The 25,874-nt window shown below is 40.1% G+C and carries 26 protein-coding genes; 22 read left to right on the plus strand and 4 right to left on the minus strand.

The genetic code is table 11. From position 1 onward, the window contains the following. Positions 1-3 precede the first annotated feature (3 nt). Positions 4-588, plus strand: a complete 585-nt coding sequence (locus ACFSFY_RS04970; protein ID WP_381536076.1) for a TetR/AcrR family transcriptional regulator — start codon at positions 4-6, stop codon at positions 586-588. 47 nt (positions 589-635) lie between these two features. Here the strand turns inward: ACFSFY_RS04970 and ACFSFY_RS04975 are convergent, their stop codons facing one another. The 3 genes from ACFSFY_RS04975 to ACFSFY_RS04985 are packed head-to-tail and all read right to left on the minus strand — an operon-like array spanning position 636 to position 3,308. Then, complete coding sequence (locus tag ACFSFY_RS04975) at positions 636-1,523, minus strand: glycine betaine ABC transporter substrate-binding protein (RefSeq protein ID WP_381536077.1); 888 nt, start codon at positions 1,521-1,523, stop codon at positions 636-638. Positions 1,524-1,525: 2 nt separating this feature from the next. Further along, entirely contained in the window at positions 1,526-2,179 is a 654-nt protein-coding gene (locus tag ACFSFY_RS04980) for an ABC transporter permease (RefSeq protein WP_381536078.1), read from the minus strand. Next, entirely contained in the window at positions 2,172-3,308 is a 1,137-nt protein-coding gene (locus ACFSFY_RS04985; RefSeq protein ID WP_381536079.1) for a betaine/proline/choline family ABC transporter ATP-binding protein, read from the minus strand. The genes ACFSFY_RS04980 and ACFSFY_RS04985 overlap by 8 nt, the downstream gene beginning before the upstream one ends. A 251-nt stretch (positions 3,309-3,559) precedes the next feature. Between ACFSFY_RS04985 and ACFSFY_RS04990 the strand changes: the two genes are divergently transcribed. The 16 genes from ACFSFY_RS04990 to ACFSFY_RS05065 all read left to right on the plus strand — a co-directional run bounded on the left by ACFSFY_RS04990 (position 3,560) and on the right by ACFSFY_RS05065 (position 22,334). Next, positions 3,560-4,243, plus strand: a complete 684-nt coding sequence (locus ACFSFY_RS04990; protein WP_417766396.1) for a response regulator transcription factor — start codon at positions 3,560-3,562, stop codon at positions 4,241-4,243. Between the two features lie 15 nt (positions 4,244-4,258). Then, positions 4,259-5,281, plus strand: coding sequence for a sensor histidine kinase (locus ACFSFY_RS04995; RefSeq protein ID WP_381536080.1), 1,023 nt, complete (start codon positions 4,259-4,261; stop codon positions 5,279-5,281). Positions 5,282-5,463: 182 nt separating this feature from the next. Beyond that, positions 5,464-6,243 carry an ABC transporter ATP-binding protein gene (locus ACFSFY_RS05000; protein ID WP_381536081.1) on the plus strand — a complete coding sequence of 260 codons (780 nt, stop codon included), beginning with the start codon at positions 5,464-5,466 and terminating at the stop codon, positions 6,241-6,243. After that, positions 6,230-8,173: an FtsX-like permease family protein gene (locus ACFSFY_RS05005; protein ID WP_381536082.1), complete on the plus strand. Its 1,944-nt coding sequence runs from the start codon at positions 6,230-6,232 to the stop codon at positions 8,171-8,173. The genes ACFSFY_RS05000 and ACFSFY_RS05005 overlap by 14 nt, the downstream gene beginning before the upstream one ends. A gap of 249 nt (positions 8,174-8,422) precedes the next feature. Beyond that, positions 8,423-9,847: an alanine/glycine:cation symporter family protein gene (locus ACFSFY_RS05010; protein ID WP_381536083.1), complete on the plus strand. Its 1,425-nt coding sequence runs from the start codon at positions 8,423-8,425 to the stop codon at positions 9,845-9,847. Between the two features lie 598 nt (positions 9,848-10,445). Beyond that, positions 10,446-12,668, plus strand: a complete 2,223-nt coding sequence (locus tag ACFSFY_RS05015) for a ribonucleoside-diphosphate reductase subunit alpha (RefSeq protein ID WP_381536084.1) — start codon at positions 10,446-10,448, stop codon at positions 12,666-12,668. Further along, complete coding sequence (locus tag ACFSFY_RS05020) at positions 12,653-13,096, plus strand: flavodoxin (protein ID WP_381536085.1); 444 nt, start codon at positions 12,653-12,655, stop codon at positions 13,094-13,096. Before ACFSFY_RS05015 ends, ACFSFY_RS05020 begins: the two co-directional genes overlap by 16 nt. Then, a complete protein-coding gene (locus tag ACFSFY_RS05025) occupies positions 13,075-14,112 on the plus strand; it encodes a ribonucleotide-diphosphate reductase subunit beta (RefSeq protein ID WP_381536086.1) in 1,038 nt (345 codons plus the stop codon). The genes ACFSFY_RS05020 and ACFSFY_RS05025 overlap by 22 nt, the downstream gene beginning before the upstream one ends. Positions 14,113-14,560: 448 nt before the next feature. Continuing rightward, on the plus strand, positions 14,561-15,562 hold the full coding sequence (locus ACFSFY_RS05030) for a nuclease-related domain-containing protein (RefSeq protein WP_381536087.1): 1,002 nt from the start codon (positions 14,561-14,563) through the stop codon (positions 15,560-15,562). 472 nt (positions 15,563-16,034) lie between these two features. Beyond that, positions 16,035-18,128 (plus strand): methyl-accepting chemotaxis protein, encoded by a 2,094-nt coding sequence (locus ACFSFY_RS05035; RefSeq protein ID WP_381536088.1) that lies wholly within the window; start codon positions 16,035-16,037, stop codon positions 18,126-18,128. Between the two features lie 260 nt (positions 18,129-18,388). Further along, positions 18,389-18,469, plus strand: coding sequence for a hypothetical protein (locus tag ACFSFY_RS05040; RefSeq protein ID WP_381536133.1), 81 nt, complete (start codon positions 18,389-18,391; stop codon positions 18,467-18,469). A gap of 17 nt (positions 18,470-18,486) precedes the next feature. Next, positions 18,487-18,951: a GAF domain-containing protein gene (locus tag ACFSFY_RS05045; protein WP_381536089.1), complete on the plus strand. Its 465-nt coding sequence runs from the start codon at positions 18,487-18,489 to the stop codon at positions 18,949-18,951. Continuing rightward, positions 18,951-20,024, plus strand: a complete 1,074-nt coding sequence (locus ACFSFY_RS05050) for a sensor histidine kinase (RefSeq protein ID WP_381536134.1) — start codon at positions 18,951-18,953, stop codon at positions 20,022-20,024. Before ACFSFY_RS05045 ends, ACFSFY_RS05050 begins: the two co-directional genes overlap by 1 nt. Next, positions 20,021-20,668, plus strand: coding sequence for a response regulator (locus ACFSFY_RS05055; protein ID WP_381536090.1), 648 nt, complete (start codon positions 20,021-20,023; stop codon positions 20,666-20,668). The genes ACFSFY_RS05050 and ACFSFY_RS05055 overlap by 4 nt, the downstream gene beginning before the upstream one ends. A 121-nt stretch (positions 20,669-20,789) precedes the next feature. Beyond that, positions 20,790-21,809, plus strand: coding sequence for a ThiF family adenylyltransferase (locus ACFSFY_RS05060; RefSeq protein WP_381536091.1), 1,020 nt, complete (start codon positions 20,790-20,792; stop codon positions 21,807-21,809). A 12-nt stretch (positions 21,810-21,821) separates the two neighbouring features. Next, positions 21,822-22,334, plus strand: coding sequence for a MogA/MoaB family molybdenum cofactor biosynthesis protein (locus tag ACFSFY_RS05065; RefSeq protein WP_381536092.1), 513 nt, complete (start codon positions 21,822-21,824; stop codon positions 22,332-22,334). 15 nt (positions 22,335-22,349) lie between these two features. Here the strand turns inward: ACFSFY_RS05065 and moaC are convergent, their stop codons facing one another. Beyond that, complete coding sequence (gene moaC, locus ACFSFY_RS05070; protein ID WP_381536093.1) at positions 22,350-22,844, minus strand: cyclic pyranopterin monophosphate synthase MoaC; 495 nt, start codon at positions 22,842-22,844, stop codon at positions 22,350-22,352. 70 nt (positions 22,845-22,914) lie between these two features. On the opposite strand from moaC, the gene ACFSFY_RS05075 reads away from it, so the two are divergent. The 5 genes from ACFSFY_RS05075 to mobA are packed head-to-tail and all read left to right on the plus strand — an operon-like array spanning position 22,915 to position 25,871. Next, positions 22,915-24,171, plus strand: a complete 1,257-nt coding sequence (locus ACFSFY_RS05075; RefSeq protein WP_381536135.1) for a molybdopterin molybdotransferase MoeA — start codon at positions 22,915-22,917, stop codon at positions 24,169-24,171. Then, entirely contained in the window at positions 24,168-24,626 is a 459-nt protein-coding gene (gene mobB / locus ACFSFY_RS05080; RefSeq protein WP_381536094.1) for a molybdopterin-guanine dinucleotide biosynthesis protein B, read from the plus strand. Before ACFSFY_RS05075 ends, mobB begins: the two co-directional genes overlap by 4 nt. 1 nt (position 24,627) lies before the next feature. Further along, on the plus strand, positions 24,628-25,065 hold the full coding sequence (locus tag ACFSFY_RS05085) for a molybdenum cofactor biosynthesis protein MoaE (protein WP_381536095.1): 438 nt from the start codon (positions 24,628-24,630) through the stop codon (positions 25,063-25,065). 6 nt (positions 25,066-25,071) lie between these two features. After that, positions 25,072-25,305, plus strand: a complete 234-nt coding sequence (gene moaD, locus ACFSFY_RS05090) for a molybdopterin converting factor subunit 1 (RefSeq protein WP_381536096.1) — start codon at positions 25,072-25,074, stop codon at positions 25,303-25,305. Beyond that, entirely contained in the window at positions 25,302-25,871 is a 570-nt protein-coding gene (gene mobA, locus ACFSFY_RS05095) for a molybdenum cofactor guanylyltransferase (RefSeq protein ID WP_381536097.1), read from the plus strand. The genes moaD and mobA overlap by 4 nt, the downstream gene beginning before the upstream one ends. The last annotated feature ends 3 nt before the right edge of the window (positions 25,872-25,874 follow it).

Below are 25,874 nucleotides of genomic sequence, written 5' to 3' on the forward strand. Positions count from 1 at the left end.
CGTATGCCTAAAATTGTAAAACATGAAGAAAGACGAAAGCTCATTGCAGAGGCGATGTGGCGAGTCATTTTGGATAAAGGAATGGAAGGGGCGACAGTGCGAAATATTGCGGAAGAAGCGGGGCTTTCCCTTGGAGCGCTTCGTTACTATTTTAAAACCCAAGATGATTTGCTTGTTTATGCGATGGCGCTTGTTCAAGAAAGAGCGACGATTCGGATTGTAGCTGTTACAAAACGTGATCTACCACCGAAGGAAATGGTGATTGCTATCCTTCTAGAGATTGTGCCAGTAAATGAGGAAACACTTGCAGAAATGGAAGTGTGGTTTGCTTTTATAGCCTATGTAAAGCATCGAAAAGATTCGTTAGATGTGCCTGATGATGGTGTATATGAAAGTGTTTGGAAACTCATTGGTTATTTGGAAACCAGCAGTTTGTTAAGACCAGGCCTTGATGTGGAACTGGAAGTCGAGCGGCTATATGCACTCGTAAATGGAATCGCCATGCATGCGCTGCTAGAACCAGTACGCGTAAATAGTGAACGAGTTATGCAAACAATAAAATATCATATTGATTCGATTTGTATTTGAAATCAAAAAACGCACTTCTCATTTAGCTGAGAAGTGCGTTTCCGTGTTTATTCTTCTATTAATCCAATTTCAATAAGGAATTCTTTCGCGACTCTTTCAACAATCATGCCGTCATTGTCGACTTTTCCGTTCATGATTTGGATAGCCTCTTCATCAATCTTCCCAGCTAGAGATTCTAAAAGCTCAGCAAGCTCGGGGTATTTCTCGAGAGTCTCTTTTCGCACGAGAGGAAGTGCATGATAAGGAGGGAAGAACTCTTTATCATCTTCAAGAACTCGTAGGTCGTAAATTTGAAGCTGACCGTCCGTCGTATATGAGTTAATAATATCCACTTCACCCGCGCTAATCGAGCGGTACATCATACCGTGATCCATTCCTTTAACGTCTTTGAAATCTAGATTATACTCTTTTTGGAAACCGGGAAGTCCATCGGGTCTATCAATGAATTCAAATACAGCTCCAAGCGTAAAGTCTTTGGAATGCTCTGCAAAATCACTAAAAGTAACGATATTCAACTCTTCGGCTTTTGCTTCATCTAATGCAAGCGTGTACGTATTATTAAAGCCGAATGTGTCAAACGCAACAATGTCATCGCCATCAACAAGTTCTTTCGTCATTTTTAATGTTTCTTCTGCGGTGCCTGGTTCTTCATGATAATACGTAACGACAATCGTTCCCGTATAATCGGGTATAACATCGATATGATCGTTCGTCATTGCGTTCCATACGACCGAAGAACCTCCAAGATTTTCTTTGTAAAGCACTTCAATATCTGTTTTACTCTCAATAAGTTGTCCCATTATATGAGATAAAATAATACTTTCTGTGTTGTTCCTTGAACCGAGTCTTAGAGAGTCTTTCTCTATAAAAATACATCCTGACAATGCACTTGCCATTAGAACTGTCAGGAATAATAAAATAAGTTTCTTTTTCATACTTATCGCAAACCTTTCGGAGTTGTCCAGCGTTCAACACCACTGAAAAACGTTTCGAGCCCTATCGCAAGAATAGTAGCGGGTATTGCGCCTAGTAAGATTAAACCGTCAATTCCTCGCGTAATACCAAGGAATATAAAGTCACCAAGTCCACCTGCTCCTATGAAGGCTGCAAGCGTTGCGTTACCAACGTTAATAACAGCGGCAGTTCGTATTCCAGCCATTATGATTGGAATCGCAAGTGGGAGTTCGACTTTAAACAGAATTTGCATACTGGTCATTCCCATGCCTCGGGCAGCTTCAATTGTTGCTGCATCGACGTCTTTAATACCGGTATATGTGTTTCGCAAAATAGGTAGTAAAGAATATAGAAACAGAGCTGCGATTGCAGTTTTTACACCAATACCGAAAATTGGAATCATAAAACCGAGTAGAGCCAAACTTGGTATTGTTTGCAAGACTCCAGTTCCACCAAGTACTACTGTTTTAAGAGCAGGTACGCGTGTAACAAGAATTCCGAGTGCAACAGCAAGAATCGTAGCTATGATCATTGAGAAGAATACAAGTTGAATGTGAATCGAGGTAGCTTCAAGAACTTCTCTCCAACGTAATTGAGATTGTTCAATAAGTTGTTGCCATATATTTAAATCATTCATATTGATCATCCTCCATTTCTGTCCATTGACTAGACATAGCGGAGAGTAAAGAACCTCGAGTTACAAGTCCAATAATTTTATGATTTCTGTCCACAACTGGAATCATTCCCATAGATGTGTGATCCATCATAACAATCGCATCTTTTGCCGTAGCCGAATCAAATAAATAAGGTTCAGCCTTTGTCATAATTTCAGACACAGTTTTAATATCATCTAACTTCTTTATTAAGTCATAAGCAGACACAATTCCAAGAAGTTTCTTATCTTCATCTGCAATTATAAGATTTGTTGTTTTACTCTTACGAATAAGAGTGATTCCTCTTTCTGGAGAAAGTGTGGGAAGAGATGTAACGATAGACTCTGATAAAATATCAGTGACTGGCATAAGTCCAGGATTTTGAATAATCCGGTGTCTACCAATAAATTCCTCAACAAAGCCGTGAGCTGGTTCATGCAGAAGTTTTTCGGGAGTGTCTATTTGAAGTAAGTGGCCGTCTTTCATAATGGCTATGCGATCGCCCATTTTCAAAGCTTCATCCATATCATGTGTAACAAACACAATTGTTTTTTTGAGTTTTTGATGGAGTGTAATTAATTCCTCTTGCAACTGACCACGTGTAATTGGATCAAGTGCGCTAAAGGGTTCATCCATTAAGATGATATCTGGATTTGCAGAAAGTGCCCTGGCGATTCCAATACGTTGTTGTTGTCCGCCCGACAATTCTTTTGGGTAACGTCCAGCATAAATTTCGGGGTCAAGTCCAACCATTTCAAGCAGTTCGTACACTCGAGCTTTAGTTTCCTGCTTTGTCCAACCTTTTAGTTGTGGTACAATTGCGATGTTTTTTTCAATGGTATAATGGGGGAAAAGACCGATTTGCTGAATAACGTAGCCGATATTTCTACGGAGATCTGATACATTGTAGCTGTTAATGTCTTTGCCGTTAATTGAAATCTTTCCACTTGTATGAGGAATAACCTTATTGATCATTTTCATAGTTGTAGATTTACCTGAACCACTTGGCCCGATTATGACAAGTAATTCACCTTCTTCAATTTCAAAACTAACTGAGTCTACAGCTTTGAAATTGCGATCAAATGTTTTAGTTACATTTTCAAATTTGAGCATGTGTACCTCCTTTTAATAATGGGATGTAGGTATTGATTTCCATGGTGAAAATCAAACATCCCTCTATCCAACAGCCGTTGGATAACTGTTCGACTCCTTCAGTATAGCACACTTGCAAGTTTTCTGTAGATGAAAAACCCAATTTGTGGGTTTTTGTAGTGTGAAAGTTCCTATAGGAAACTATATGCAGGTTGAATTCACAAAGGGTTTTGAATATATTTTAATCATTGTAGATAGGATGTGCAATTATAATGAAAATGAACGTTTTTATTATTGAAGACGATCAATCAATTTTTGAATTATTAGAGGAACATCTAGGGCAGTGGGCTTTTGAAGTGAAAGGCCCGGGAAATTTTCATGATGTAATGGGTTCATTTATTAAAGAAGAACCACATCTAGTCCTAATTGATATTCAACTACCGGTGTACGATGGATTTCATTGGTGCCGCGAAATCCGTGCGGTATCAAAAGTTCCAATTATTTTTTTATCTTCTAGAGATCATCCAATGGATATGATAATGGCGATGAATATGGGGGCGGATGATTACATTCAAAAACCCTTTCATATGGACGTTTTGCTCGCCAAAGTACAGGCGCTCTTAAGAAGGACGTACGCATATGGGGAAGAAGTACCTGATGTACTCGAGTGGAATGGTGCATTCATCGAGATGAAGCGAAACGTGATTCGTTCGGGCGGTAAAGAAGTGGAACTGACAAGAAATGAGTTTTTCATCTTAACGATTCTTGTTGAATCGAGTAATCGGATTGTTTCCCGTGATGATTTAATTCGAAAGTTATGGGATGATGAGCGTTTTGTAAATGACAATACGTTGACCGTGAATATGACGAGATTGCGTCAGAAACTTGCAGAAATTGGACTAGGTGAGGCGATTGTAACGAAAAAGGGGCAAGGTTATATCGCGATTATAGTATAGAAAGGAGTCCTAAAGATGTTCGTTTCTTATATTAGAGATGTGAAAAGTTGGATTCTCTTTTATATTATTTCACTAGCATTGGCAAATGGTGTGATTTGGCTTGATCAAGGAATCAGTGTAGAGACATCATCGATTCTCTATTTTAATCTGCTGCTTATTCTCATTTTCATGCTGTTTGTTTTATGGCGATATCATGTGGAAATGAAGTTCGTAAAAAAAATGTTGTTATTCACGGATGAACCACCACAAGATTGGCATGAAATGGTACCGGAATCAAAGTTTGTACGCGATGAAATTATAAAAAATATCCTGCAACAATCAGCGGTTACATTTTCAAAGGAACTTAGGTCTATTCAACAAATGATTTTGATGGAAAGTGATTATACAGCAGCTTGGGTACATGAAGTAAAAGCTCCACTAACTGCTATGAAGCTCACAATGGAAGCGTACCGGGACGACCCTTCTATGTGGAAAATAGAAAAAGAATGGCTTCGCATCCATTTATTAATCGACCAACAACTTTACATATCACGGTTGACGACATTAGAAGCAGACTTCATCTTAGAAACAACAAGTGTGCTAAAACTTGTTCGAGAAGAAATCCGTGAGATTCGTTCGTGGTGTATGGAAAAGAACATTGGAGTTGAATTTGAAGGGGATGACAGAGAAGTTGTTACAGATGTGAAATGGTGTCGGTTCATCATTCGACAATTGCTTACAAATGCTGTGAAATACAGTCCGAATGGTAGTGATATAGGTATTGTTTCAAGTGTGAATTCGAATGGAAATGTTGTTTTGTCGATTCAAGATGAAGGACCTGGCATTCAAGCGCATGATCTTCCACGCATCTTTGACAAAGGCTTCACAGGAAGTACAGGAAGAATTCATAATGCTGCAACAGGACTTGGGCTTTATCTGGCTCAGATGGTTTCGGAGAAGATGGGTATATCGATTACGGCAAAATCTGGAATTGGGAATGGAACAGAAATGCAAATGATGTTTTCTGTGGAAAATGAATTTGATCAAACGTTAAAGTGATTGTAGTGGTTATATCCAACATTTACGAGTATATATTTGTGAAATAGGACTTTACTCTAGGTTGCATCACATGCAAAGTGACAACAATGTCACTTTCAAACCCCTTTTTGTCATGACAATCAAACGACCAGCGCTTCGATGCGCGGTACGATAAGGACATGATAAAGAACAGGGAGGCTTTCATGATGGAAAAACATAAAACGGTGTTGCATGCAAGAAACGTAAGAAAGTCATTCGGTGCACGAGGAAATGTGCAGGAAGTATTGAAAGGAATTGAACTTCGGGTAGCAGAGGGTGAGTTCGTTGGAATTATGGGGCCATCCGGAGCAGGAAAAACGACTTTACTCAATGTCTTAGCAACGATTGACCGTGCCACAGATGGTGCGATTTTGATTGATGGATCTGATATATCAAGAATGAAAAATGCTGAACTATCGGCATTCCGGCGCGACAAGCTCGGTTTCATCTTCCAAGATTATAATCTCCTAGACACACTTACTTCGAAGGAAAACATTTTACTTCCGATTTCTTTAGGAAAAGTAAATAAGAAGGAAGCGGAAGCACGGTTCACGGAGATCGCTACGATTCTTGGGATCATGGATATCTCACATAAGTACCCGTATGAACTTTCAGGTGGACAGAAACAGCGTACATCGGCAGCGCGTGCACTTATAAATGAACCAAGCATGGTATTTGCGGACGAACCAACCGGGGCTCTTGATTCAAAATCAGCGTCATCCCTTTTAGGAACGATGGAAGATGTCAACAAAAAGCGCGGTGTCACGATTATGATGGTGACACATGATGCAGTTGCATCCAGTTATTGCAGCCGTGTCGTTTTCTTGAAAGATGGTAATATCTACTCGGAACTCTATCGCGGCGGCAAAACGAGGCAGGCCTTTTTCCAAGACATTCTAAATGTCCAAGGCATTCTCGGGGGTGATGGCATTGACACTATTTGACCTTGTAATTCGCAGTATGCGGAAGAACATTAAACATTATTACCTCTACTTCTTTGCGCTTATTTTTAGTGTAGTACTCTATTTTGTGTTTGCGACCTTGCAACATGACCAGTCTGTGAGCGATAGGTCAGGCGGATCTATGGGTGCGGCATTTCAGGTGGCAGGAATTCTTTTAATCGTTATAGCAGGGATTTTTGTTGTGTACGCAAACGCAATCTTTTTGAAAAGGCGAAGCAGGGAAATTGGTTTGTATCAATTGATTGGGTTACCGAAACGTAAAGTTGCGCGTCTTTTCATTATCGAAAATGTACTATTAAGCGCGGGCGCACTTGTAGTCGGAATTGGTGCGGGCATGCTCGTATCCCGTCTGTTTTTACTCTTACTTATGAAGCTCGTAGGACATGAGGGCTTTATTACATTGTCGTTTTCACTCGTAGCGGTCGTTCAAACAATCGTCGTATTCATAGCAGTTATTGCACTTACATCTATGCAAATGTTGTTTACTGTCTACAGGAGCTCACTCCTCGGTTTATTCAATGCTGATAAAAAGGGAGAGCAACCGAAAAAGCCTAAAACGTTTGTATCGGCCGCGTTGGCTCTTCTAGGAATAGGTCTTATTGGATTCGGTTATTGGTTATCTGGAGATATGATGAATGAATGGCTCCTCTTTAATATGTTAGTTGTGCTTACGTCAACGATATTCGGAACATTTCTTGTGTTTCGTGTCACGATTAATTGGTTGTTTTATCAAATAAGGTCAAGAAAACAGGGGCATCTGGGCTTGGAAAATAGCTTGTCATTGGCCCCGCTTATGCATCGAATGAAAGGCAATGCCAATTCACTGACGGTTATTACCGTTTTGTCAGCGATGACACTTACTATGCTTGCGGGTGCATATTCACTTTATTATTCATCTGAAAAAGCGTCTCGGGTGTCGATGCCTTTCGATTTTACATTTACAAACTATCTAAATGAGGAAGGATTATCTGATGAATTTGCTGTAGAACTGAAAGCTGCAGGTATTGACTTCAAACGAGCATCTGTTGAAGCTTTAGATTCAGGGGGATTCCTTGATGTTTCCATCCCTTATTGGTCGGGTGAACGTAATGTTCGTCCGAGTGTGTCATTTTATGTGGCAGAACAATTACGTGAAGCTGGAAAAGACGTGGAAATTCCCGTAAAGGGCAGCGCTGTTTCTTATGATTTAAACTTGTTTCTGGAAGCGAAGCCAGATGAGTTTCCAGCCACGCTGACAATTACGGTAAATGATATAGAACTTCCGATGCAAGTGGTTGCTGTTGAAAAGGACGGGGTTATGAATCGAAATTTGGGCGGTAGTCAAATGGTTGTCAGCAAAGAGACATTTGATGAGTTACAAGGTCATTTCGTAACAGAGGAGGACGGCGTTTGGACGTTAGTCATCGAGACGTTTCAAGTGCTAGATGATGACCAACGTGCAAAAGCATCTGCCATTTTCATGCAGGATAAATATGCAGGGGATGTACCCGCGGAATACCGTATGGATTATCATACGCTCAATCAAAACGCTATTCAGACAAACGGATTACTAATCTTCATCGCTGGATTCTTAGGTCTTGTCTTCTTAATTTCAACAGGTAGTATTTTGTACTTCAAGCAAATGACCGAAGCGGAGCAGGAGAAACAAAGTTACGCAACACTGCGTCAGCTCGGGTTTACGGCGAAAGATATTATGCGGGGAATTATTCGTAAGCAGGTATTTGTTTTTGGACTACCTCTTGCAATTGGCCTGTTACATTCCGTTTTTGCCACCAAGGCAGCGAGTTTCCTCTTTATGTCAGATGTTATAGTGCCAGCTTCGATTGCAATGGGATTATATGCATTGATATACCTTGTGTTTGCTTTCTTGACAGTCGGTTACTACCGAAAAACAGTGAAAGCTGCTTTATAAAAACGAACCCCTATTTCCTTGGAATTTGATGAGGAGATAGGGGTTTTATTGTTCGGGAAAATCTAGGGCATTCTTATAGAAGGTAAATGAGTTATCCAATAGAATGTTTTCTTAATTTGTCCGAATGGAATTTGCTTGTTGCTGTGTAAATGTTTATATTTATATTCCAGAGTAGTTGACATGAAATTGATGTTTTTCTCAAAATTTGGGGTATAGGAAATGTATTAGAAAGAATGAGGTGAGAATGAGATGATTTTAGACGCTTTAAATTGGCTCGTTGGTCCAGCGAATAATTTTATATGGACGTACATATTGATTGGTTTTCTTCTACTAATCGGGGTTTACTTTACAATTCGAACGAAATTTGTGCAAGTCCGTTTGTTTGGAGAAATGTTTCGTTTAATTGTCGAGAAAAAAGACAGCAACGATGGAGTGTCTCCGTTCCAAGCATTCACAATTAGTGCGGCTTCTCGAGTAGGGACAGGAAACGTTACAGGTGTTGCACTGGCAATCGGTGTTGGTGGACCAGGAGCGATTTTCTGGATGTGGATTATTGCGATTATTGGTATGGCGACGGCGTTTGTTGAAAGTACGCTGGCGCAAGTTTACAAAGTGCGCGACGGAGATACGTTCCGTGGGGGTCCTGCGTATTACATGGAGAAAGCGCTTGGTTATCGAAAACTAGGTGTTGTGTTCGCGATCTTATTGACACTTAGCTTTGGGTTTATATTTAACGCAGTGCAATCGAATACAATTAGTCAATCTTTTATGGATGTATTTGGTTTAAGTGATTGGATTGTCGGGATAGGCTTGGTATTGCTGACAGCGTTAATCGTTTTTGGAGGTATAAAACGGATTGTTAAAGTAACTCAATTTATCGTTCCGATTATGGCAACATTTTATATTGGTATTGCTCTTTTCGTAGTTATTATTAATATTACAGAAATACCCGGCATTATTGCTTTGATTTTTGAACATGCTTTTGGAATAAAGGAAATGGTCGGCGGTGGTATTGGTGCAGCATTGATGCAAGGTGTTCGTCGTGGGTTGTTTTCGAACGAAGCAGGGATGGGTAGTGTACCTAATGCCGCTGCAACTGCAAATGTTTCACACCCTGCGAAGCAAGGTCTTGTTCAAAGTTTAGGTGTGTTTTTCGACACAATCGTTATTTGTTCAGCAACGGCATTTATTATTTTACTGGCCGGTCTTTATGATACAGGTGAACAAAGCGGAATTATTTTAACGCAAGCATCGATGGCTTTTCATGTAGGTTCATGGGCACCTTATTTTATAGCAATTGCAATTACATTTTTCGGATTCAGTTCAATCATTGGAAATTATTACTACGGTGAGACGAATATAGAATTTATCAAAGCGCATAAATCTTGGATGTGGTTATACCGTATAGCCGTTCTCGGCATGGTAATGTTTGGCGCGATAGCAAAAGTTAGTCTTGTTTGGGATATGGCAGACTTATTTATGGGAGTAATGGCCATATTGAATTTAACAATTATTTTCTTACTTGGAAAAGTGGCATTTAGTGTGCTTGATGATTTTACAGTTCAACGGCGTAAGGGGATAAATCCGGTGTTTAAGGCAAGTTCGATTCCTGGACTAAAAGGTGCTGAATGCTGGGAAGATGAAAACACAACGCATAGTGAAAAACAGCTTTAATAATTGTATATTGATGAATTGTCGTATTTGATTCATGCGGTCACAAAAAAGTCTTCTCATTCCATGATTTTATGGAATGAGAAGACTTTTTTTAATTTAATAGATTGTGAATAACTTTGCCTTTCTTCGCTAAAAAGCTCGCTGAAGACTGTGGTCGGATTGTGGAGAATGCATTGTGGATATGTTGACAAGTTGTTCATTCGTGTAGAGGATAACTTTTTGCCTATTTACGATTAGAACACAACATGTTAGGGTATGTATATGAAGACAGGTACAACATATAGTGTTGGCTGCGAAAGTGATCGAAACGAATTGTTTGTAAAAACGAGTTGAATCATATAGATTGAATCACAGAGTCTAAGAAAATAGTTTCGTATAGACAAGTGGTGTGACGGACAGAGTATAACGACAATTATTGACAATACATAATTTCTTCGGGGGTTAAGAGGTGGAAGCATGCGGTTTTTTGTTTACGCTACTATTAGCATGTAAATGAATCGAATCTGCTTTCTCTGAATCAACCTAATGAGCGAGCTCTCTGCCGAAGTAGCAGACATAATGCTCTTTATTCATGTACATAAAAAGGAGACGATTAATAATGACAACTCAAATCAAACCAACAAGTATTGAAAAACTTCTAAATGAATTACAAGCTGAATTTGGAGCGGATAAAATAGCCCCTTTACTGAAGGCGAGTGAAAGATGGAGAGAAAGACATCCGAATGCATCGATTGCTGAGTGGGCGAAATCAATGGTTCTTGAAACGATTAGCTATGTAGCTGAAGACGAAACGTATTGGACATTCGTCGCAGCTCGAATTCATCTCCATGAAGTTTATTTCCATGAAAAAAAACAACGTAATGAAAAATTATACGAAAACTTTGCAGAACATGTGAAAAACCTTGTAGAAAAAGGGTTATACACACCAGTTCTAACAGAAAAGTATACAGTAGAAGAACTGCGGGAAATTGGGGAATTCATCAAACCTGAACGGGACAAGCTCTTTACATACATCGGCTTAAAAACATTTATGGACCGTTATGTTGCTGTGGATTTCGATAAAAAGGCTGTAGAGCTTCCTCAAGAACGCTGGCTCGTTATTGCGATGACGCTAATGCAAGACGAAACAGAAACCCGTCTTGAAAAAGTAGGAGAAGCTTACTGGGCGATGAGTAATTTGTATATGACTGTCGCAACGCCGACATTGTCGAACGCGGGTAAGCCACATGGCCAGCTGTCAAGTTGCTTTATCGATACAGTGGACGACTCTCTTCAAGGGATTTACGACAGCAATACGGACATTGCAAACTTATCAAAATACGGCGGCGGAATCGGCGTTTATATGGGGAAAGTACGTAGCCGTGGAGCTGCTATTCGTGGATTTAAAGGCGCTTCAAGTGGTGTACTTCCGTGGATTAAGCAATTAAATAATACAGCAGTAAGTGTCGATCAGCTTGGACAACGTCAAGGTGCGATAGCTGTCTATTTAGATGTTTTCCATAAAGACATTTTTACGTTCTTAGATTTGAAATTAAACAATGGTGACGATCGTATGCGTGCGCATGATATATTCACGGGCGTTTGTTTACCGGACTTATATATGGAAGCAATTGAAGCACGGAGCGATTGGCATATGTTTGATCCACATGAAGTTCGCCAAGTAATGGGCTTTTCACTTGAAGATGCCTATGATGAAAAACGGGGTTCTGGATCTTTCCGCGAGAAATACGCAGCATGTGTGAACAATCCTGAACTAAGCCGCGAAACTGTACCTGCAATCGATTTAATGAAGCGTATTTTACGCAGTCAACTCGAAACAGGCGTGCCGTTCATGTTTTATCGTGACGAAGTAAACCGTGCGAATGCAAACAAGCATGAAGGTATGATTTACTCTAGTAATCTTTGTACAGAAATCACACAAAATATGAGTGCAACTGAGTTTGAATCCGTGACACTCGAAGATGATGTTGTCGTAACACGTTCAAAACCAGGTGATTTCGTTGTATGTAACTTATCTTCAATCAATTTAGGGAAAGCTGTGCCTGCGGATGTACTGGAAAGATTGATTAAAATCCAAGTACGCATGTTGGATAATGTCATCGATTTGAATAAAATACCAGTTGTTCAAGCACAACGTACAAATTCTCGTTACCGCGGGATTGGTCTTGGCACATTCGGTTGGCATCACCTACTTGCTTTGAAGAATATTCAGTGGGAATCCGATGAAGCGGTTGATTTCGCAGATACATTATATGAGAAGATTGCTTACTTAACGATTTCTGCATCGATGGAACTTTCGAAAGAGAAAGGTTCATATCCGTTGTTTGAAGGATCAGATTGGCAGTCTGGCGATTATTTCGACCTAAAAGGATACGACTCAAATGAGTGGAATGAACTTCGGAAAGACGTTGCGACAAACGGTATGCGTAATGGCTATTTAATGGCTGTTGCACCGAACAGTTCGACTTCAGTCATTGCAGGCTCAACAGCTTCAATTGACCCTGTCTTTAAGCCGTTTTTCCATGAAGAAAAGAAAGACTTTAAATTACCAGTCGTGGCACCTGATTTAAATCATAATACGTATGATATTTATCGTCGTTCCGCTTATATAGTAGACCAACGTTGGTCGATCAAACAAAACGCAGCAAGACAGCGTCATATTGACCAAGGAATTTCATTCAACATATACGTACCAAATACAATCCGCGCTTCTGTATTGCTTGATTTACATGTACAAGCTTGGAAATCAGGCATGAAAACAACGTATTACACACGTTCAAGTGCGACGGATATCGAAGAGTGTGAATGGTGTCATTCTTAATCGTCTATGCGTCATGGAGTGGGAATACAAAAGAAGTCGCGGAGATTATTGAAGAAACATTTACGAAGATGAACGTACCCTTTACAACTTATCGAATCGGTGGCGGCGTGGCCGTTCCAAATCCTAGTGATTATGGGGCCATGTTGCTCGGTTCTTTTACATGGGAAAAAGGTTCAACTCCGGATGAAGTGAAGGATTTTGTGGCTGAACTCGGCTATAAACCTCCGAACGTTTACGTTTTTGGAACAGGGGATACACAGTTTGGCGGCGACGAATTGTTTTGTCTTGCAACAGTCAAACTTGCACGTTTTTATGAGTCACAGTTCCCACCACTTTTAATAGAACAAAGCCCACGTGGAGAACAAGAAGTTAAAGCAATCAATTGGGCGGAAGGGGTAGTTACACATTGGCAATACTTACAAAAGTAAAAGTACTAGAACCAGCGAATCCGAATAAATCAACAGCGATTTTCGGTGGTAAAGCAAGTGGTATCCTCAATTGGAACGACCTTGCACATCCGCATTTTTATAAATTACGTCAACAAATTCGTTCTCTTTTTTGGACGGCAAATGAAGTGGACATGACACAAGATGTGAAACAATTTTCTAGATTAACAGAGCGTGAGCAAGATGCTTTCTTGAAAATCATTGGATTACTTGCGACACTAGATGGTCCACAAACAGATATCGCTGCAAAATTATCGGATTACACAACAGATCCATCTGTAAAATCCATTATGGCAACAATTGCAGACCAAGAAAGCGAGCATAATCACAGTTATGCTTATGTACTTTCGTCGGTAACGACATTGGATAAGCAGATCAAAGCATTCGAAATGGGACGCACAGATGATGTGTTGATGCGTAGAAATGAACGCATTGTAAGTGTGTACAATGAATTTGCAGAGCAACCTACTATTGAAACAGCTTTAAAGGCAATGGTTTATACGACCCTTTTAGAAGGATTGTTTTTCTATAGTGGTTTCGCGTTCTTCTATAATTTAGCACGCAATCAAAAAATGGTTGGAACGTCTACAATGGTTTCCTATATCAACCGAGATGAGTTGCAACACGGGAAAGCAATGAGCGATATTTTCCGCGCAGCCCTTGCAGAGAATCCTGACTACAACACTGAAGAATTCACAGAATGGATTTACGACCAATTCCGTCATTCTGTTGAACAAGAAAAGGCTTGGAGTAACTACGTTCTCGCAGATATAGAAGGCATTGAATTGGAAGAAATGCACGGCTATATTAAATACCGTGCGAATAAAATGTTGAGAATGCTTGGACTGAGCGAAATCTATCCAGAGTTCACGGACAATCCGATGAGATGGATTAAAGCCTATGTCGACAGCTTCGATGATACAAAAACAGACTTCTTTGAACAGGCTTCAAGACAATATGTGAAAACAAGTGACTTGAACGGATTCGATGATCTATAAGATGAAGAAACAGGTATGGCCTTAGGCTGTACGTGTTTTTTTATGAGGAATTTTTCTTTGCACGTTGGATTGTCTGTGATGTCCTCTCAATGCCGGATTATGTCCGCGCAATGGTGAAAGATGTCCTCTGAATTGTGTGATGTCCGCTCAAACTTCTGTGATGTCCTCTGAATGCCGGATTATGTCCGTGCAATGGTGAAAGATGTCCGCTGAATTGTGTGATGTCCGCTCAAACTTCTGTGATGTCCTCTGAATGCCGGATTATGTCCGCGCAATGGTGAAGGATGTCCTCTGAATTGTGTGATGTCCACTCAAACTTCTGTGATGTCCTCTGAATGCCGGATTATGTCCGCGCAATCAGCAATGACTTCCAAATAAGCAGCACCAAATTACAAAAGTGGCAATAAGTCTTGTTTTCCGATGCGGGACTTGCTATATTAATAGTGAAATGACTAATAATTCGGAAAGAGAGTGGTTGTTTATTAAAAAAATCCAAAGAAAAGAACCAGAACTATTGCAATCATTACCTAGGCTTATAGCGCGTCTGAATTCGAATCAATCCAAGACGAATTCGCTACAAAAGCAACTTTACAATGTGCAAGCAGGTTTCTCTGGAGAACGATATATCGATCGATACCTTGAATCACTTGAGGTCCCCATATCATTGATAGTTCTCACCGATATTCATCTAACCCTTACCCCTGGAAATTCATTTCAAATTGACACCCTCATCCTATCCGATCGATTTCTCTTGATTTTGGACGTGAAAAATATAGCCGGCAATCTTCATTTCACTACGAATCCGAATCAGCTAGAACAAACACTTTCAACAGGCGAAGAGACTATAATGGATTGTCCATTAGACCAGCTTAAAACGCATATATATGTCCTGCAGGTCTGGCTGGCGAAAAGAGGAATAAATGTCGATATTTTGGGCCGCGTAATAATTTCAAGTAAGAGCGGAAGAGTAAAAGAAGCGCCGGAAAATGCGCCAATAATTTATAGAAAGGGACTGCCTATTCTATTAAATGAAATGGCGAAACTTCCTGTAATCTACAGTCAAAATCAACTGAGTGAAATAAGTAATGTGATTAAACAAAGCAAAGTCGTATTCAACCCCTTTCCTTTGTGTAGACATTACGATATCGACCCTACTGATTTAAAGAGGGGGCAACTCTGCCCGAATTGCTTTAATTCGATGATATACAAAAGTCATAAACAACGCCAATGTACTAGTTGCGGATTAATTGAACCAAACAACTATCAAGAGTCGTTAAAAGATTGGTTCATCTTAGTCAATGATTCGATTTCAAATCGAGAATGCAGAGAGTTTCTACAATTAAATAACAAAGACGATGCGTACTATGCACTAAAGACACTTCATCTTAATAAAACCGGGAATTCCGTCTCCACAAGATACCACTGGCCATCAGGAAAACCATTCATGTAATAAAAAGCCACTTCACACGGCGAAGTGGCTTTTTGTGTTTTGAAATGAAAGAAAGTCCGCTCAAACGCAAGGGATGTCCGCTGAAACCAATTATGTCCTCTCAATAGCACATAATGTCCTCCGAATCCTCAAGGTTGTCCGCTGAAACCAAAGATCTCCTCTCAATAGCACATAATGTCCTCCGAATCCCTAAGGTTGTCCGCTCAAACGCAAGGGATGTCCCCTGAAACCAAGTATGTCCTCTCAATAGCACATAATGTCCTCCGAATCCCCAAGGTTGTCCTCTCAATCACGTATTTTGTCCCCGCAATCGCGACAACCTGCCCTGAAACAGTCTCTAAATTGGAAAGTGTGTCCGTTTTTGATGCATTTTACATAAATGATTGTGAAAAAGCTAGTTATCATTTATTATTTCTTAATTTAAGCCGATACTAGTACTATTGGATAAAAAATGTATTGGAGTGTTTATTGAATGAAAAAAACAAAGAGTATTGCTTGGAAGTTATCAGGCCTAATCATTGGCCTTTTTTTAGTGCTGTTTTTAATCTATACCGCAGTTACTAGTACGATTTTGCACAAACAAAGTATTGCAGATGCAGAAGAATTTGCAATTGAGAATTCCATGAAAAACGCTTCCGTTTTGAGCATACGTTTTGAAAAAACGAACAATATGCTGAACACTACAAAGCATACTCTTGAAATGTTGCACTCAAAAGGTACTCTAACATCAGAAGTGATTACGAGTATCATCGAGAAAAATTTGCAGAACAGTAGTGATGCGACGGGAATGGCTGCTTTAATTGAAAAAGACTCGTTCATTAAAGAAGATGCTGTTGCAAACAGTTTGATCGACAATCAGGGACGATTTATTCCCTATCTTTACAAAGAAGATGAGAAAATTAAACTAGAAGCCTTAACTGAAATAGATTCAAGTGATTGGTACCAAATGCCGAAAAATGAAAAACGGTCCGTATTGACAGAACCGTATCTTTATAATGCTGGCGGAAGTTCAGTTATGATGACAACGATTTCCGTTCCTTTACTAACGGAATCAGGAGACTTTTTTGGTCTTTTAACAACAGATATATCAATCGACTTTCTGAATGAATTGGTAAATACAATTGAGCCTGATGGTGGGTATGCTTCAATTATTACAAATGCTGGTTTTCTTACTGCGAATAGTTTAAAAGAAGAGATGAATGGAACGAACATGAAGGATGCCATTGACTGGTCATCAGTAAAGGCAGATCTGGATACGGGTAAATCATCAACTTTATATGTAGATTCGAAAAGTTTTAATGAAGATGCTTTTAATTCCTTTTCACCCATAGTCTTAGAAGGCATCAGTGACATATGGTCGGTTCAAACGGTAACACCTAGATCAGTCATACTAGAGACTTTCACTCAGATTTTAGTATTTACGATTATCTCGGGTGTTGTCATTGTAGTGCTGATGGCGATTGTTACAGGAGGGTTTATCTTCAGACAGATGAAACCGCTTGTGCATTTGAAAGGTTCTATAGAAACAGCAGCTGCAGGGGATTTGACGGTATATGTCGATGATAAATACATTCGGAATGATGAAATAGGAGCAGTGGCTTTTGCTTATAACGATATGATTAAAAAAACGAATGAGGCCATTCAAATCGTTATGGATTCATCTACTCGATTGAATGAATCATCTAATCATGTCCATCAAGTTTTTGAAGAAGTCGTTGCGGCAAGTCAAGAAGTTTCAGTGGCAACCGATGAGATTGCGCATGGTGCGGCCAAACAGTCAGAAGATACAGAAGAAACGAGTCATCGAATCATTGTATTGGCGGATAAAATGGATCAACTATCTGCCCTCTCTGAAAGTATGAATGTTTTATCGACACGTACATTAGGTTCTACAGAAACAGGAATGAAAGAAATTAATAAATTACGAGAACATAATGCCTCAGCAAATCAAATGAATGAACGCGTTCAGCAACAAATCGACGTATTGACAGGAAAGATATCGTCGATCAATCAAGTGATCACTTCAATTCAGGCAATTACAGCTCAAACAAATTTACTTGCTTTAAATGCGAGTATTGAAGCTGCAAGGGCTGGTGAACACGGAAAAGGATTTGCGGTAGTTGCTGAAGAGGTTAGAAAACTTGCTGAACAATCCAGCAATGAAACACAAGTCATTCAGAAAACTGTTCAAGAAATATTAATTGAATCTCAGGAAACGGTATCCGTTATTAATATGAACGTTGAGTTGATGATTGGTCAAAACGAGTCTGTTTCAGGCACTGAAGCGTCGTTTATTAGAAATGCAGAACTGACAGAACAGATTTCAACATCGATATCAGAGCTTTCTATGGAGTTATCCGAAATGATGGAACAAAAAGATCAAGCGATGTTAGCGATTCAAAGCGTTTCCGCAGTATCTGAAGAAACTGCTGCATCTGCTGAACAAGTAAGTGCATCATCTGCTTCACAGCAAGCGGAACTAGAAAAAGTCGCTGATTCTACAACTCAAATGAATAAAATAGCAGGGGAACTGCAAGATGTTGTAGAACGATTTAAACTATCTTAATCATTTTATTTACTGTTTAAATAGATTTGCACATGAAAGGCGTACACGAATTACATCGTGTACGCCTCTTTTATATGTACTTTTGGAAAGGGTTCTCATGAATATTTTAGTAAAGATAAATCTGCAGATTGGAAACAGGGGATCATCCGAGTATGAATCTTATATTCAGACCAAATGGTGCATATAAGACGGGTGTTCCGCTTGAATTTCTACTTCACGTAGACTCAGGTTTCTTAATTTTAGCGATGTGACTGTTTACAATACTCGTTCATGTGTGTTGTGTACCATTGAATTATGTTGGTAGAAGCTATATCCTATATAGAACGGAACGTCCAGACTGATTAATTAGGAGAATATTATGAATGAAGAAATGAAATTCAATTATCAACATAAATTAGAACAACTTAAAGAATATTTTGGATTCGACTTTGTAGGATTGGCACTTGTCCAACCTGCGGAAAATCAATTTTCTTTAAAGTGGGAGTACAGTGTAGGAAATATTAGTAATCGATATAAAAAAGTAACGTTGCAGTCTGGCAAAGGTGTCGCCGGAACAGTTTTTAAGACGGGAAAAGCAATGCTTGTTCAAGAAGTTGAAGAACTGTATGGAAAAAGCGACTTATTTACGTATCCAATCGTTGTAGCGGAAAACATAAAAAGCTTTGGTGCAATACCGCTGTATAAATACAATCGTGTAAAAGGAGTCCTGTTAGTGGGATACCGTGAAGAGAAAAGAATGACATGTGAAGAATTCGAAAGACTGAATATTGAAATTGGACCGAGATTTGGTCCGTTTTACAATAAGGAGATGGTGAAACATTGATGCCAATCGGAAGTGTTCAATTGACAGACTTGTTAATGAAAATGTACGACAATTCATCTGAGTCCATCTTCTTTTTTGATGGAAATGGAAAAGTGGTTTCCATGAATCCTTCGGCAGAAAAGATTTTAAGTCCAGCAGTATTGAATCAGATGATTTTGGGCAATAAAGATGCAATTTGCATGGCTTGTAAAGGATATACGAACGATAAAGAACTTCAAACCTGTCGATCATGCTATCTTGTTCGTCCACAAGATGATTTTAGTTCATTTCAAGTATATTTAGATACAGTAGGTAAAGGCATTGTTCCATATGCTGCAAGTTTTCAAACAATAGACAATGAAAATCAGATATCCGTTTTAATGTTACGAGATCTAACTAAGCAATATAAAACACAAGAGACATTGAATCATCAAACGATGGTAAAAAATGTGATTAAAGCTCAAGAAGATGAGCGGAAACGTATATCAAGAGAACTTCACGACGGAGTGGCACAAGAAATGCTCAGTACTCTTGTAGATCTGCGAGTGCTTAAATATATGGATATAAATGTGGAAGTTCTTAAAAAAGTACAGCAAACGGAAGGCTCTATAATGCGTTTGTTGGATGATATTCGCCACATGTCCGTTGAGTTAAGGCCGGCAACGTTAGATGACCTCGGACTTGAAGCTGCTTTTCGAACTCATTTTAAATGGATGGAAAAAAATTATGGATTCGTAATTCAGTTTACAGCAGAACTATCTGCTAAAAGATACGATGGTGAAATTGAAACAGTAGTTTATCGAATTTGCCAAGAAGCTGTCTTTAATGCACTGAAATATGCTGGTGTTGATGAAATATCTGTTCGACTTTTTGAGAGAGATGGAAATCTTGAATTGATCGTGTCGGATAATGGAGTCGGCTTCGATTTAAACGATATTAATCCAAAGGGAACGGGCTTGGGTCTTTACGGGATGAGGGAACGTGCGGATCTTGCGACAGGTCAACTAGCAATTCAAACGGATATTGGAAAAGGTACTGTCGTAAGTTTAGCGATTCCACTGCCGATAGATGTTCAAAAGGAGGATGCTAAATGAGAATAATTATTGCGGATGATCATGCGGTTGTTCGTAGCGGGTTTATGCATATATTAAACTTTCAAGATGATATGGAAGTTGTTGCAACAGCTGCGGATGGTTTGGAAGCTTATGCCTTAGTTGCAAAGCATAGTCCCGATATATTAATTATGGATCTCAGTATGCCGCCCGGAGAAAGCGGATTGATTGCAACGGGGAAAATTTCAGAAGACTTTCCAGAAACGAAAGTTTTGATTCTAACAATGCATGATGATGAAGAGTATTTGTATCATGTATTAAAAAATGGGGCTTCTGGTTATGTCCTTAAAAATGCTCCAGACGGAGAGTTGTTGATGGCGATCCGAACGGTATATGCCGGAGATACGTATATCCATCCTTCGATGGCAACTTCACTTGTTCGTGAATTTATTAAATACGATACATCTATATTGGAAGACGATCCTTTTAAAATTTTGACGAAACGAGAAATTGAAGTACTACCACTTGCTGCAAAAGGATATGGAAATAAAGAAATTGCTGAGAAACTATTTATTTCCGTGAAAACAGTAGAAGCACATAAAGCAAAGATTATGGAAAAATTGAAATTGAAAAATAGGCCTGAACTTGTGGAATATGCTCTTCGAAAAAAACTATTAGATTTCTAGCAGAAATAGTTCCTGCATAAAAAAGTTGAATAGTTTTGAGTATGTTTAAGTAAATTCGTTAGGGCACCTCATCGTGGATAGAGTCCCGCTTTTAATTTTGCTATAGAAAGGGTGCAGTCCGATGGAAAATCGCTTTTCAAGACAGACATTATTTAAACCGATTGGAAACTCGGGACAGGCACAACTAAGTACTGCTCATGCAGTTGTAATTGGATGCGGAGCACTAGGATCCGCAATCACAGAAACCCTTGTGCGTGCTGGAATTGGAAAACTAACGATTGCGGACCGGGATTATGTTGAATCGAGTAATTTGCAAAGGCAACAGTTGTTTACTGAAAAGGATGCACTTGAAGGAATTCCCAAAGTAATCGCCGCCGAAAAGAGACTTAAAAAAATTAGGCAAGACGTTGAGATTACTGCGGTGCTCAATCATATCGACGGACCTCTTATAGAAGAAATTACAAAGGACGCTCAAATTATTTTAGATGCAACAGATAATTTTGAGACGCGTTTGTTAATGAATGATATCGCTTGGAAACGAGGAATTCCTTGGATTTACGGCGCTTGTGTAGGGAGTTCAGGAACCGTTTTTCCGTTCATACCCGGTGAGTCCGCTTGTTTTAGGTGTTTGCTTCCGGTTTTACCAGCAGTAAACGAAACATGTGATACAACAGGTATCATCGCGCCAGCTGTACAAATTACCGCTGCTCATCAAAGTGCCGAGGCACTCAAATGGCTAACAGGAAATAAGGATGCGATGCGGAAAAAACTCTTCCATTTTGACGTTTGGAATAGTACGCATGTAGAAGCGGGTATTTCCCGTATGAAAAATGCGGAATGTGAAACATGTGGTCCAAATCCGCTGTATCCAGCTCTGGTTGAAACTGAGGGAACGGGTTATGCCATTTTATGTGGCCGTGCTACCGTTCAAGTGATACCGGAAGCGAGTCGTAAACTGACAATCGCAGACGGTGAAGCTGTTGCAATACGTCTTGGCGCAAAATATAAAGTGACACCATTTTTTGTAGAATTTACAGTTGAATCGTTTCGGTGCATCTTATTTAGTAACGGACGATTGCTCATCCATGGATTAAAAGATTTAAAAAAAGGCCGTAAATTATATCATCAGTTCTTTGGGTAAGGAGGAATTGGATTGTCGGATACACATGAACTAAACACACAAAAACAATTAGTATTCTGCGTTCTCACAACAAGTGATACACGAACCATTTCCAATGATCGCGGTGGGTGGACCGTTCGCCAAAAACTTGAAAAAGCGGGCCATAAAATCTTTGAAACGTGGATCTGTCAAGATGACAGGATGGCAATTGAGTCGATCGTTGAGAAATGGTTACGAAATCCGGACATTCATGGAATCATTACGACAGGCGGAACAGGTATTGGTTTTCGTGACGTAACACCTGAAACGTTGAAACCATATTTCACGAAGGAAATCGATGGCTTTGGAGAGTTGGCCCGAATGATTAGTTATGAGGATGTTGGATCTAAATCACTTTTAAGCCGGGCAAATGCCGGAGTCATAAAAGACAAAGTAGTTTTTATGTTACCTGGATCAGTGAAAGCAGTGGAGCTCCTAATGGACAAACTTGTCCTACCAGAACTCCACCATGTCGTGCATGAAATCACGAAACACTTGGATGATTAATACGTTAGAATTTAATTACTGTTCCGTGCGATCAAAATCACCGTTTTTTCCACCTGTTTTGCGAAGGAGCATTGTAGGTCCAATCACCATTTCTTTACCAGCTGCTTTACACATATCGTAAATGGTTAGAGCGGCAGCAGATGCGGCTGTGAGAGCTTCCATTTCAACACCGGTAACCCCTTTTGTCTTTACTTCAGCTTGTATTTGTACTTCGAAATGGGCGGTTGTCTCATCAACTAACCAATCGAAACGGACATCAACACCAGTTAGAGGGATTGGATGACACATCGGGATGATTGAGGATGTACTTTTGGCTGCCATAATTGCAGCGACTTGAGCGACAGCGAACACATCGCCTTTCTTATTTGTACCTTCTGTAATTTGTTCGTGTATGGTTTCATTGACGATTATCGAGGATTTTGCAATAGCTGTTCGCACTGTTTCAGTTTTTTCAGAGACATCGACCATTTTTGCGCGTCCTTGTTCATTAAAATGAGTTAGTTTAGACATGGAAGTCAGTCCTTTCAAAATAGAGTACCGATCTGCTCTTAAGTATAACAGAAGAAAGTGAGTGAAAAATGTGGTTGAAATCAGAAAGCCTATTCCAGTAGCACATGCAGTCGAACTTGTGATGAAACACGCGTATCCGCTTGGAAACGAGGAAATCCCTCTAGAAAATGCCTATGGTCGAATCCTTGCTGAACCACTTCTTGCAAAACACGATGTACCTCCCTTTGATAGATCTCCTTACGATGGTTACGCAATTCGTTCGGAAGACACGGATGGTGCATCCGGAGATTCGCGTGTTCCATTTCGTGTTATTGGAGAAATTGGAGCAGGGCATGTGGCGGACCGTCCGATAAATAAAGGCGAAGCTTTTCGCATTATGACGGGAGCTTTAATTCCTGAAAATGCAAATGCTGTCGTAATGTTTGAACAAACAGTAGAAACGAAAGATGCATTTACAATACGCAAACCCTTTTCCAAAGGTGAAAACATCTCGTTTAAAGGCGAAGACGCGAAAGATGGGGAACTTCTCATTGATGCAGGAGCACTCATTCATCCTGGAACAATCGCTCTTCTGGCTACATTCGGCTATGCGCATGTAAACGTAGCCAAACAGCCTGTTGTAGGCATCTTATCTACTGGAACAGAGCTGTTGAATGTGGATGAAGAACTTGTGCCGGGGAAGATTCGGAATTCCAATGGACCAATGATTATGGCCCAGCTTGACCGAATGGGAATTGATTATAAGTCTTATGGTATGCACGCAGACGATTTAGATTCATGTGCTCAAATGGTCGCGCAAGCAATCGAGGAAACGGATGTACTCATAACAACAGGCGGCGTTTCTGTTGGAGATTATGATCATTTACCACTGATTTATGAGCGCCTTGGTGCGAAGGTTTTATTTAATAAAGTAGCGATGCGGCCCGGTAGCGTCACGACGGTCGCTGTGTTGGATAAGAAGCTGCTATTTGGTCTTTCGGGTAACCCGTCAGCATGTTTTACAGGATTTGAACTGTTTACAAGACCCGCGATTCTAACTATGATGGGCGCGGATAAACCGTATATGCCTCGGATGACTGCTGAACTCTCGGAAGACTTCCAAAAGCCAAACCCATTCACACGTTTTGTTCGTGCAATTTGGGAAAGTACGCCTGATGGGGTTGTTGCAAGGCCCGCAGGATTTAATAAATCAAGTGCGGTGTCATCCATCGCACGTGGCAACTGCATCATTGTACTCCCAAGTGGAACAAGGGGTTTTACCGTGGGTATGAAAGTTGATATCCTTTTGTTAGGTGCAGAACAAGGCGTTGCGGATTGGGTGCTATGAAAACACTGCATGTCGTAGGGTTTAAAAACAGCGGTAAAACAACTCTTATTTTGAGATGGGTTCAACTACTGAAAGCGAATGGATATAAGGTTGCAGTGCTCAAACATCACGGGCATGGTGGCACACCAGAAATGCCGGATTTATCGACGGATACGATGCGTTTTTTTGCGAAAGGTGCAAATACGACGATTGTTGCAGGCGGAGGTATTCTTCAGCTTCATATGAGCATAGAACCCGACTTCATTGGATTAAAAGAGATTGCAAAGATGGATCATCCAGATATTTTATTAATAGAAGGATATAAACGAGAAACAGGTAAGAAAGTTCTTTTACTGCGCGATGAAACGGACTGGGAAGAGTTGAAAAACCTTACAGATATAGAGCTCGTCGTTCGAAATATGGACAATGACCAACTTGATAACTGGCTTATGGAATGGGTCGAAAAGGAGTTTTGAAATGAAAGCATTTGAAATTGTGGATACACCCATTGAAATACAGAAGTATTCGGACTATGTTCTTCATGCAGGTGCCGGGGCGGTAACGATTTTCACGGGCAATGTTCGCGAGTGGACGCACGGTGTTCGAACATTATATCTTTCATATGAAGCTTATATCCCAATGGCGGAGAAAAAGTTGGCGGAAATAGGGGCTGAAATGGAGTCCAAATGGCCAGGCGTTAAAGTAGCGATTGTACACAGAGTTGGGGAACTTCAAATTTCAGATATTGCTGTTCTAATTGCTGTTTCTTCGGCTCATAGAAAAGCAGCATACGAAGCAAATGAATATGCAATTGAGCGATTGAAGGAAGTTGTTCCCATATGGAAGAAAGAAATATGGGAAGACGGAGAAGAATGGATTGGTGGACAGAAAAAGTATCCGAATGAAGGGAGATGAACCAAAGTGATTAAAGTAAATTACTTTGCAAGGCTGCGCGAGTTAACAGGAAAATCGAATGAAACGCTTGAAAAAGACAATATAACTGTACAGGATTTACTTGATTGGGCAGAGGAGACGTATCCCGGTTTTGGAAAAGATACGATTCACGTTGCGGTGAACGAGGAATACGCATTGAAAGAAGATGTAATACAATCTGGTGATATATGTGCCTTTATTCCTCCGGTAAGCGGCGGTTGAGAACAATAGGCATCGTTTTAGCAGGGGGTCTTTCTAGAAGATTTGGCTCGCCAAAAGCATTTGCCATGAGCGGAGACAAACACTTTTATGAAATTGCTGTTGATGTGCTCAGTCCTCTTTGTGATCAAGTAGTAATTGTAACTCGCCCCGAACTCATTCAACGTCATAGAGAAGAAGATTATGTCCTAACCGACATCATCGAATTTGCTGGCCTCGGTCCGCTTGCAGGGATCCTGTCCGGTATGGAATCTGTGGAAGCGGACCGCTACGTTGTGTTGCCTACGGATATGCCCTATGTAACTTCGGAAGTGCTCGAAAAGTTAATGGGCTATCACAAAAAAGGAATCACGGCGGTTATTTCAGAAGAGAGGCGACACCCATTGGTTTCAATATGGGATAATCATTTTAAGAACGCCCTTCGAAATGCACTTGAGAATGAACGGTTAAGTGTGATGAGGTTATTGGATGAAAATCATTCATGTTGGATTCCTGGATACTTGCTCACGGATAACGAGGAGCTTGTATTTACAAATGTGAATACGCCAGATGTTTTGGAGAGAGGTTAAAGC

The sequence above is a fragment of the Sporosarcina siberiensis genome (assembly GCF_042681925.1).
GTDB classification, from domain to species: Bacteria; Bacillota; Bacilli; order Bacillales_A; family Planococcaceae; genus Sporosarcina; species Sporosarcina siberiensis.

What these genes read in the sequence shown, in the direction of transcription:
- moaC (WP_381536093.1), bottom strand. Translation starts at nt 22,844, where the DNA reads ATGTCTAAACTAACTCATTTTAATGAACAAGGACGCGCAAAAATGGTC.
- ACFSFY_RS04970 (WP_381536076.1), top strand. Translation starts at nt 4, where the DNA reads ATGCCTAAAATTGTAAAACATGAAGAAAGACGAAAGCTCATTGCAGAG.
- ACFSFY_RS04980 (WP_381536078.1), bottom strand. Translation starts at nt 2,179, where the DNA reads ATGAATGATTTAAATATATGGCAACAACTTATTGAACAATCTCAATTA.
- ACFSFY_RS05015 (WP_381536084.1), top strand. Translation starts at nt 10,446, where the DNA reads ATGACAACTCAAATCAAACCAACAAGTATTGAAAAACTTCTAAATGAA.
- ACFSFY_RS05020 (WP_381536085.1), top strand. Translation starts at nt 12,653, where the DNA reads ATGGTGTCATTCTTAATCGTCTATGCGTCATGGAGTGGGAATACAAAA.
- ACFSFY_RS04975 (WP_381536077.1), bottom strand. Translation starts at nt 1,523, where the DNA reads ATGAAAAAGAAACTTATTTTATTATTCCTGACAGTTCTAATGGCAAGT.
- ACFSFY_RS05000 (WP_381536081.1), top strand. Translation starts at nt 5,464, where the DNA reads ATGATGGAAAAACATAAAACGGTGTTGCATGCAAGAAACGTAAGAAAG.
- ACFSFY_RS05060 (WP_381536091.1), top strand. Translation starts at nt 20,790, where the DNA reads ATGGAAAATCGCTTTTCAAGACAGACATTATTTAAACCGATTGGAAAC.
- ACFSFY_RS05050 (WP_381536134.1), top strand. Translation starts at nt 18,951, where the DNA reads ATGCCAATCGGAAGTGTTCAATTGACAGACTTGTTAATGAAAATGTAC.
- ACFSFY_RS05035 (WP_381536088.1), top strand. Translation starts at nt 16,035, where the DNA reads ATGAAAAAAACAAAGAGTATTGCTTGGAAGTTATCAGGCCTAATCATT.
- ACFSFY_RS04995 (WP_381536080.1), top strand. Translation starts at nt 4,259, where the DNA reads ATGTTCGTTTCTTATATTAGAGATGTGAAAAGTTGGATTCTCTTTTAT.
- mobB (WP_381536094.1), top strand. Translation starts at nt 24,168, where the DNA reads ATGAAAACACTGCATGTCGTAGGGTTTAAAAACAGCGGTAAAACAACT.
- ACFSFY_RS05030 (WP_381536087.1), top strand. Translation starts at nt 14,561, where the DNA reads ATGACTAATAATTCGGAAAGAGAGTGGTTGTTTATTAAAAAAATCCAA.
- ACFSFY_RS04990 (WP_417766396.1), top strand. Translation starts at nt 3,560, where the DNA reads ATGAAAATGAACGTTTTTATTATTGAAGACGATCAATCAATTTTTGAA.
- ACFSFY_RS05010 (WP_381536083.1), top strand. Translation starts at nt 8,423, where the DNA reads ATGATTTTAGACGCTTTAAATTGGCTCGTTGGTCCAGCGAATAATTTT.
- ACFSFY_RS05055 (WP_381536090.1), top strand. Translation starts at nt 20,021, where the DNA reads ATGAGAATAATTATTGCGGATGATCATGCGGTTGTTCGTAGCGGGTTT.
- ACFSFY_RS05045 (WP_381536089.1), top strand. Translation starts at nt 18,487, where the DNA reads ATGAATGAAGAAATGAAATTCAATTATCAACATAAATTAGAACAACTT.
- ACFSFY_RS05085 (WP_381536095.1), top strand. Translation starts at nt 24,628, where the DNA reads ATGAAAGCATTTGAAATTGTGGATACACCCATTGAAATACAGAAGTAT.
- ACFSFY_RS04985 (WP_381536079.1), bottom strand. Translation starts at nt 3,308, where the DNA reads ATGCTCAAATTTGAAAATGTAACTAAAACATTTGATCGCAATTTCAAA.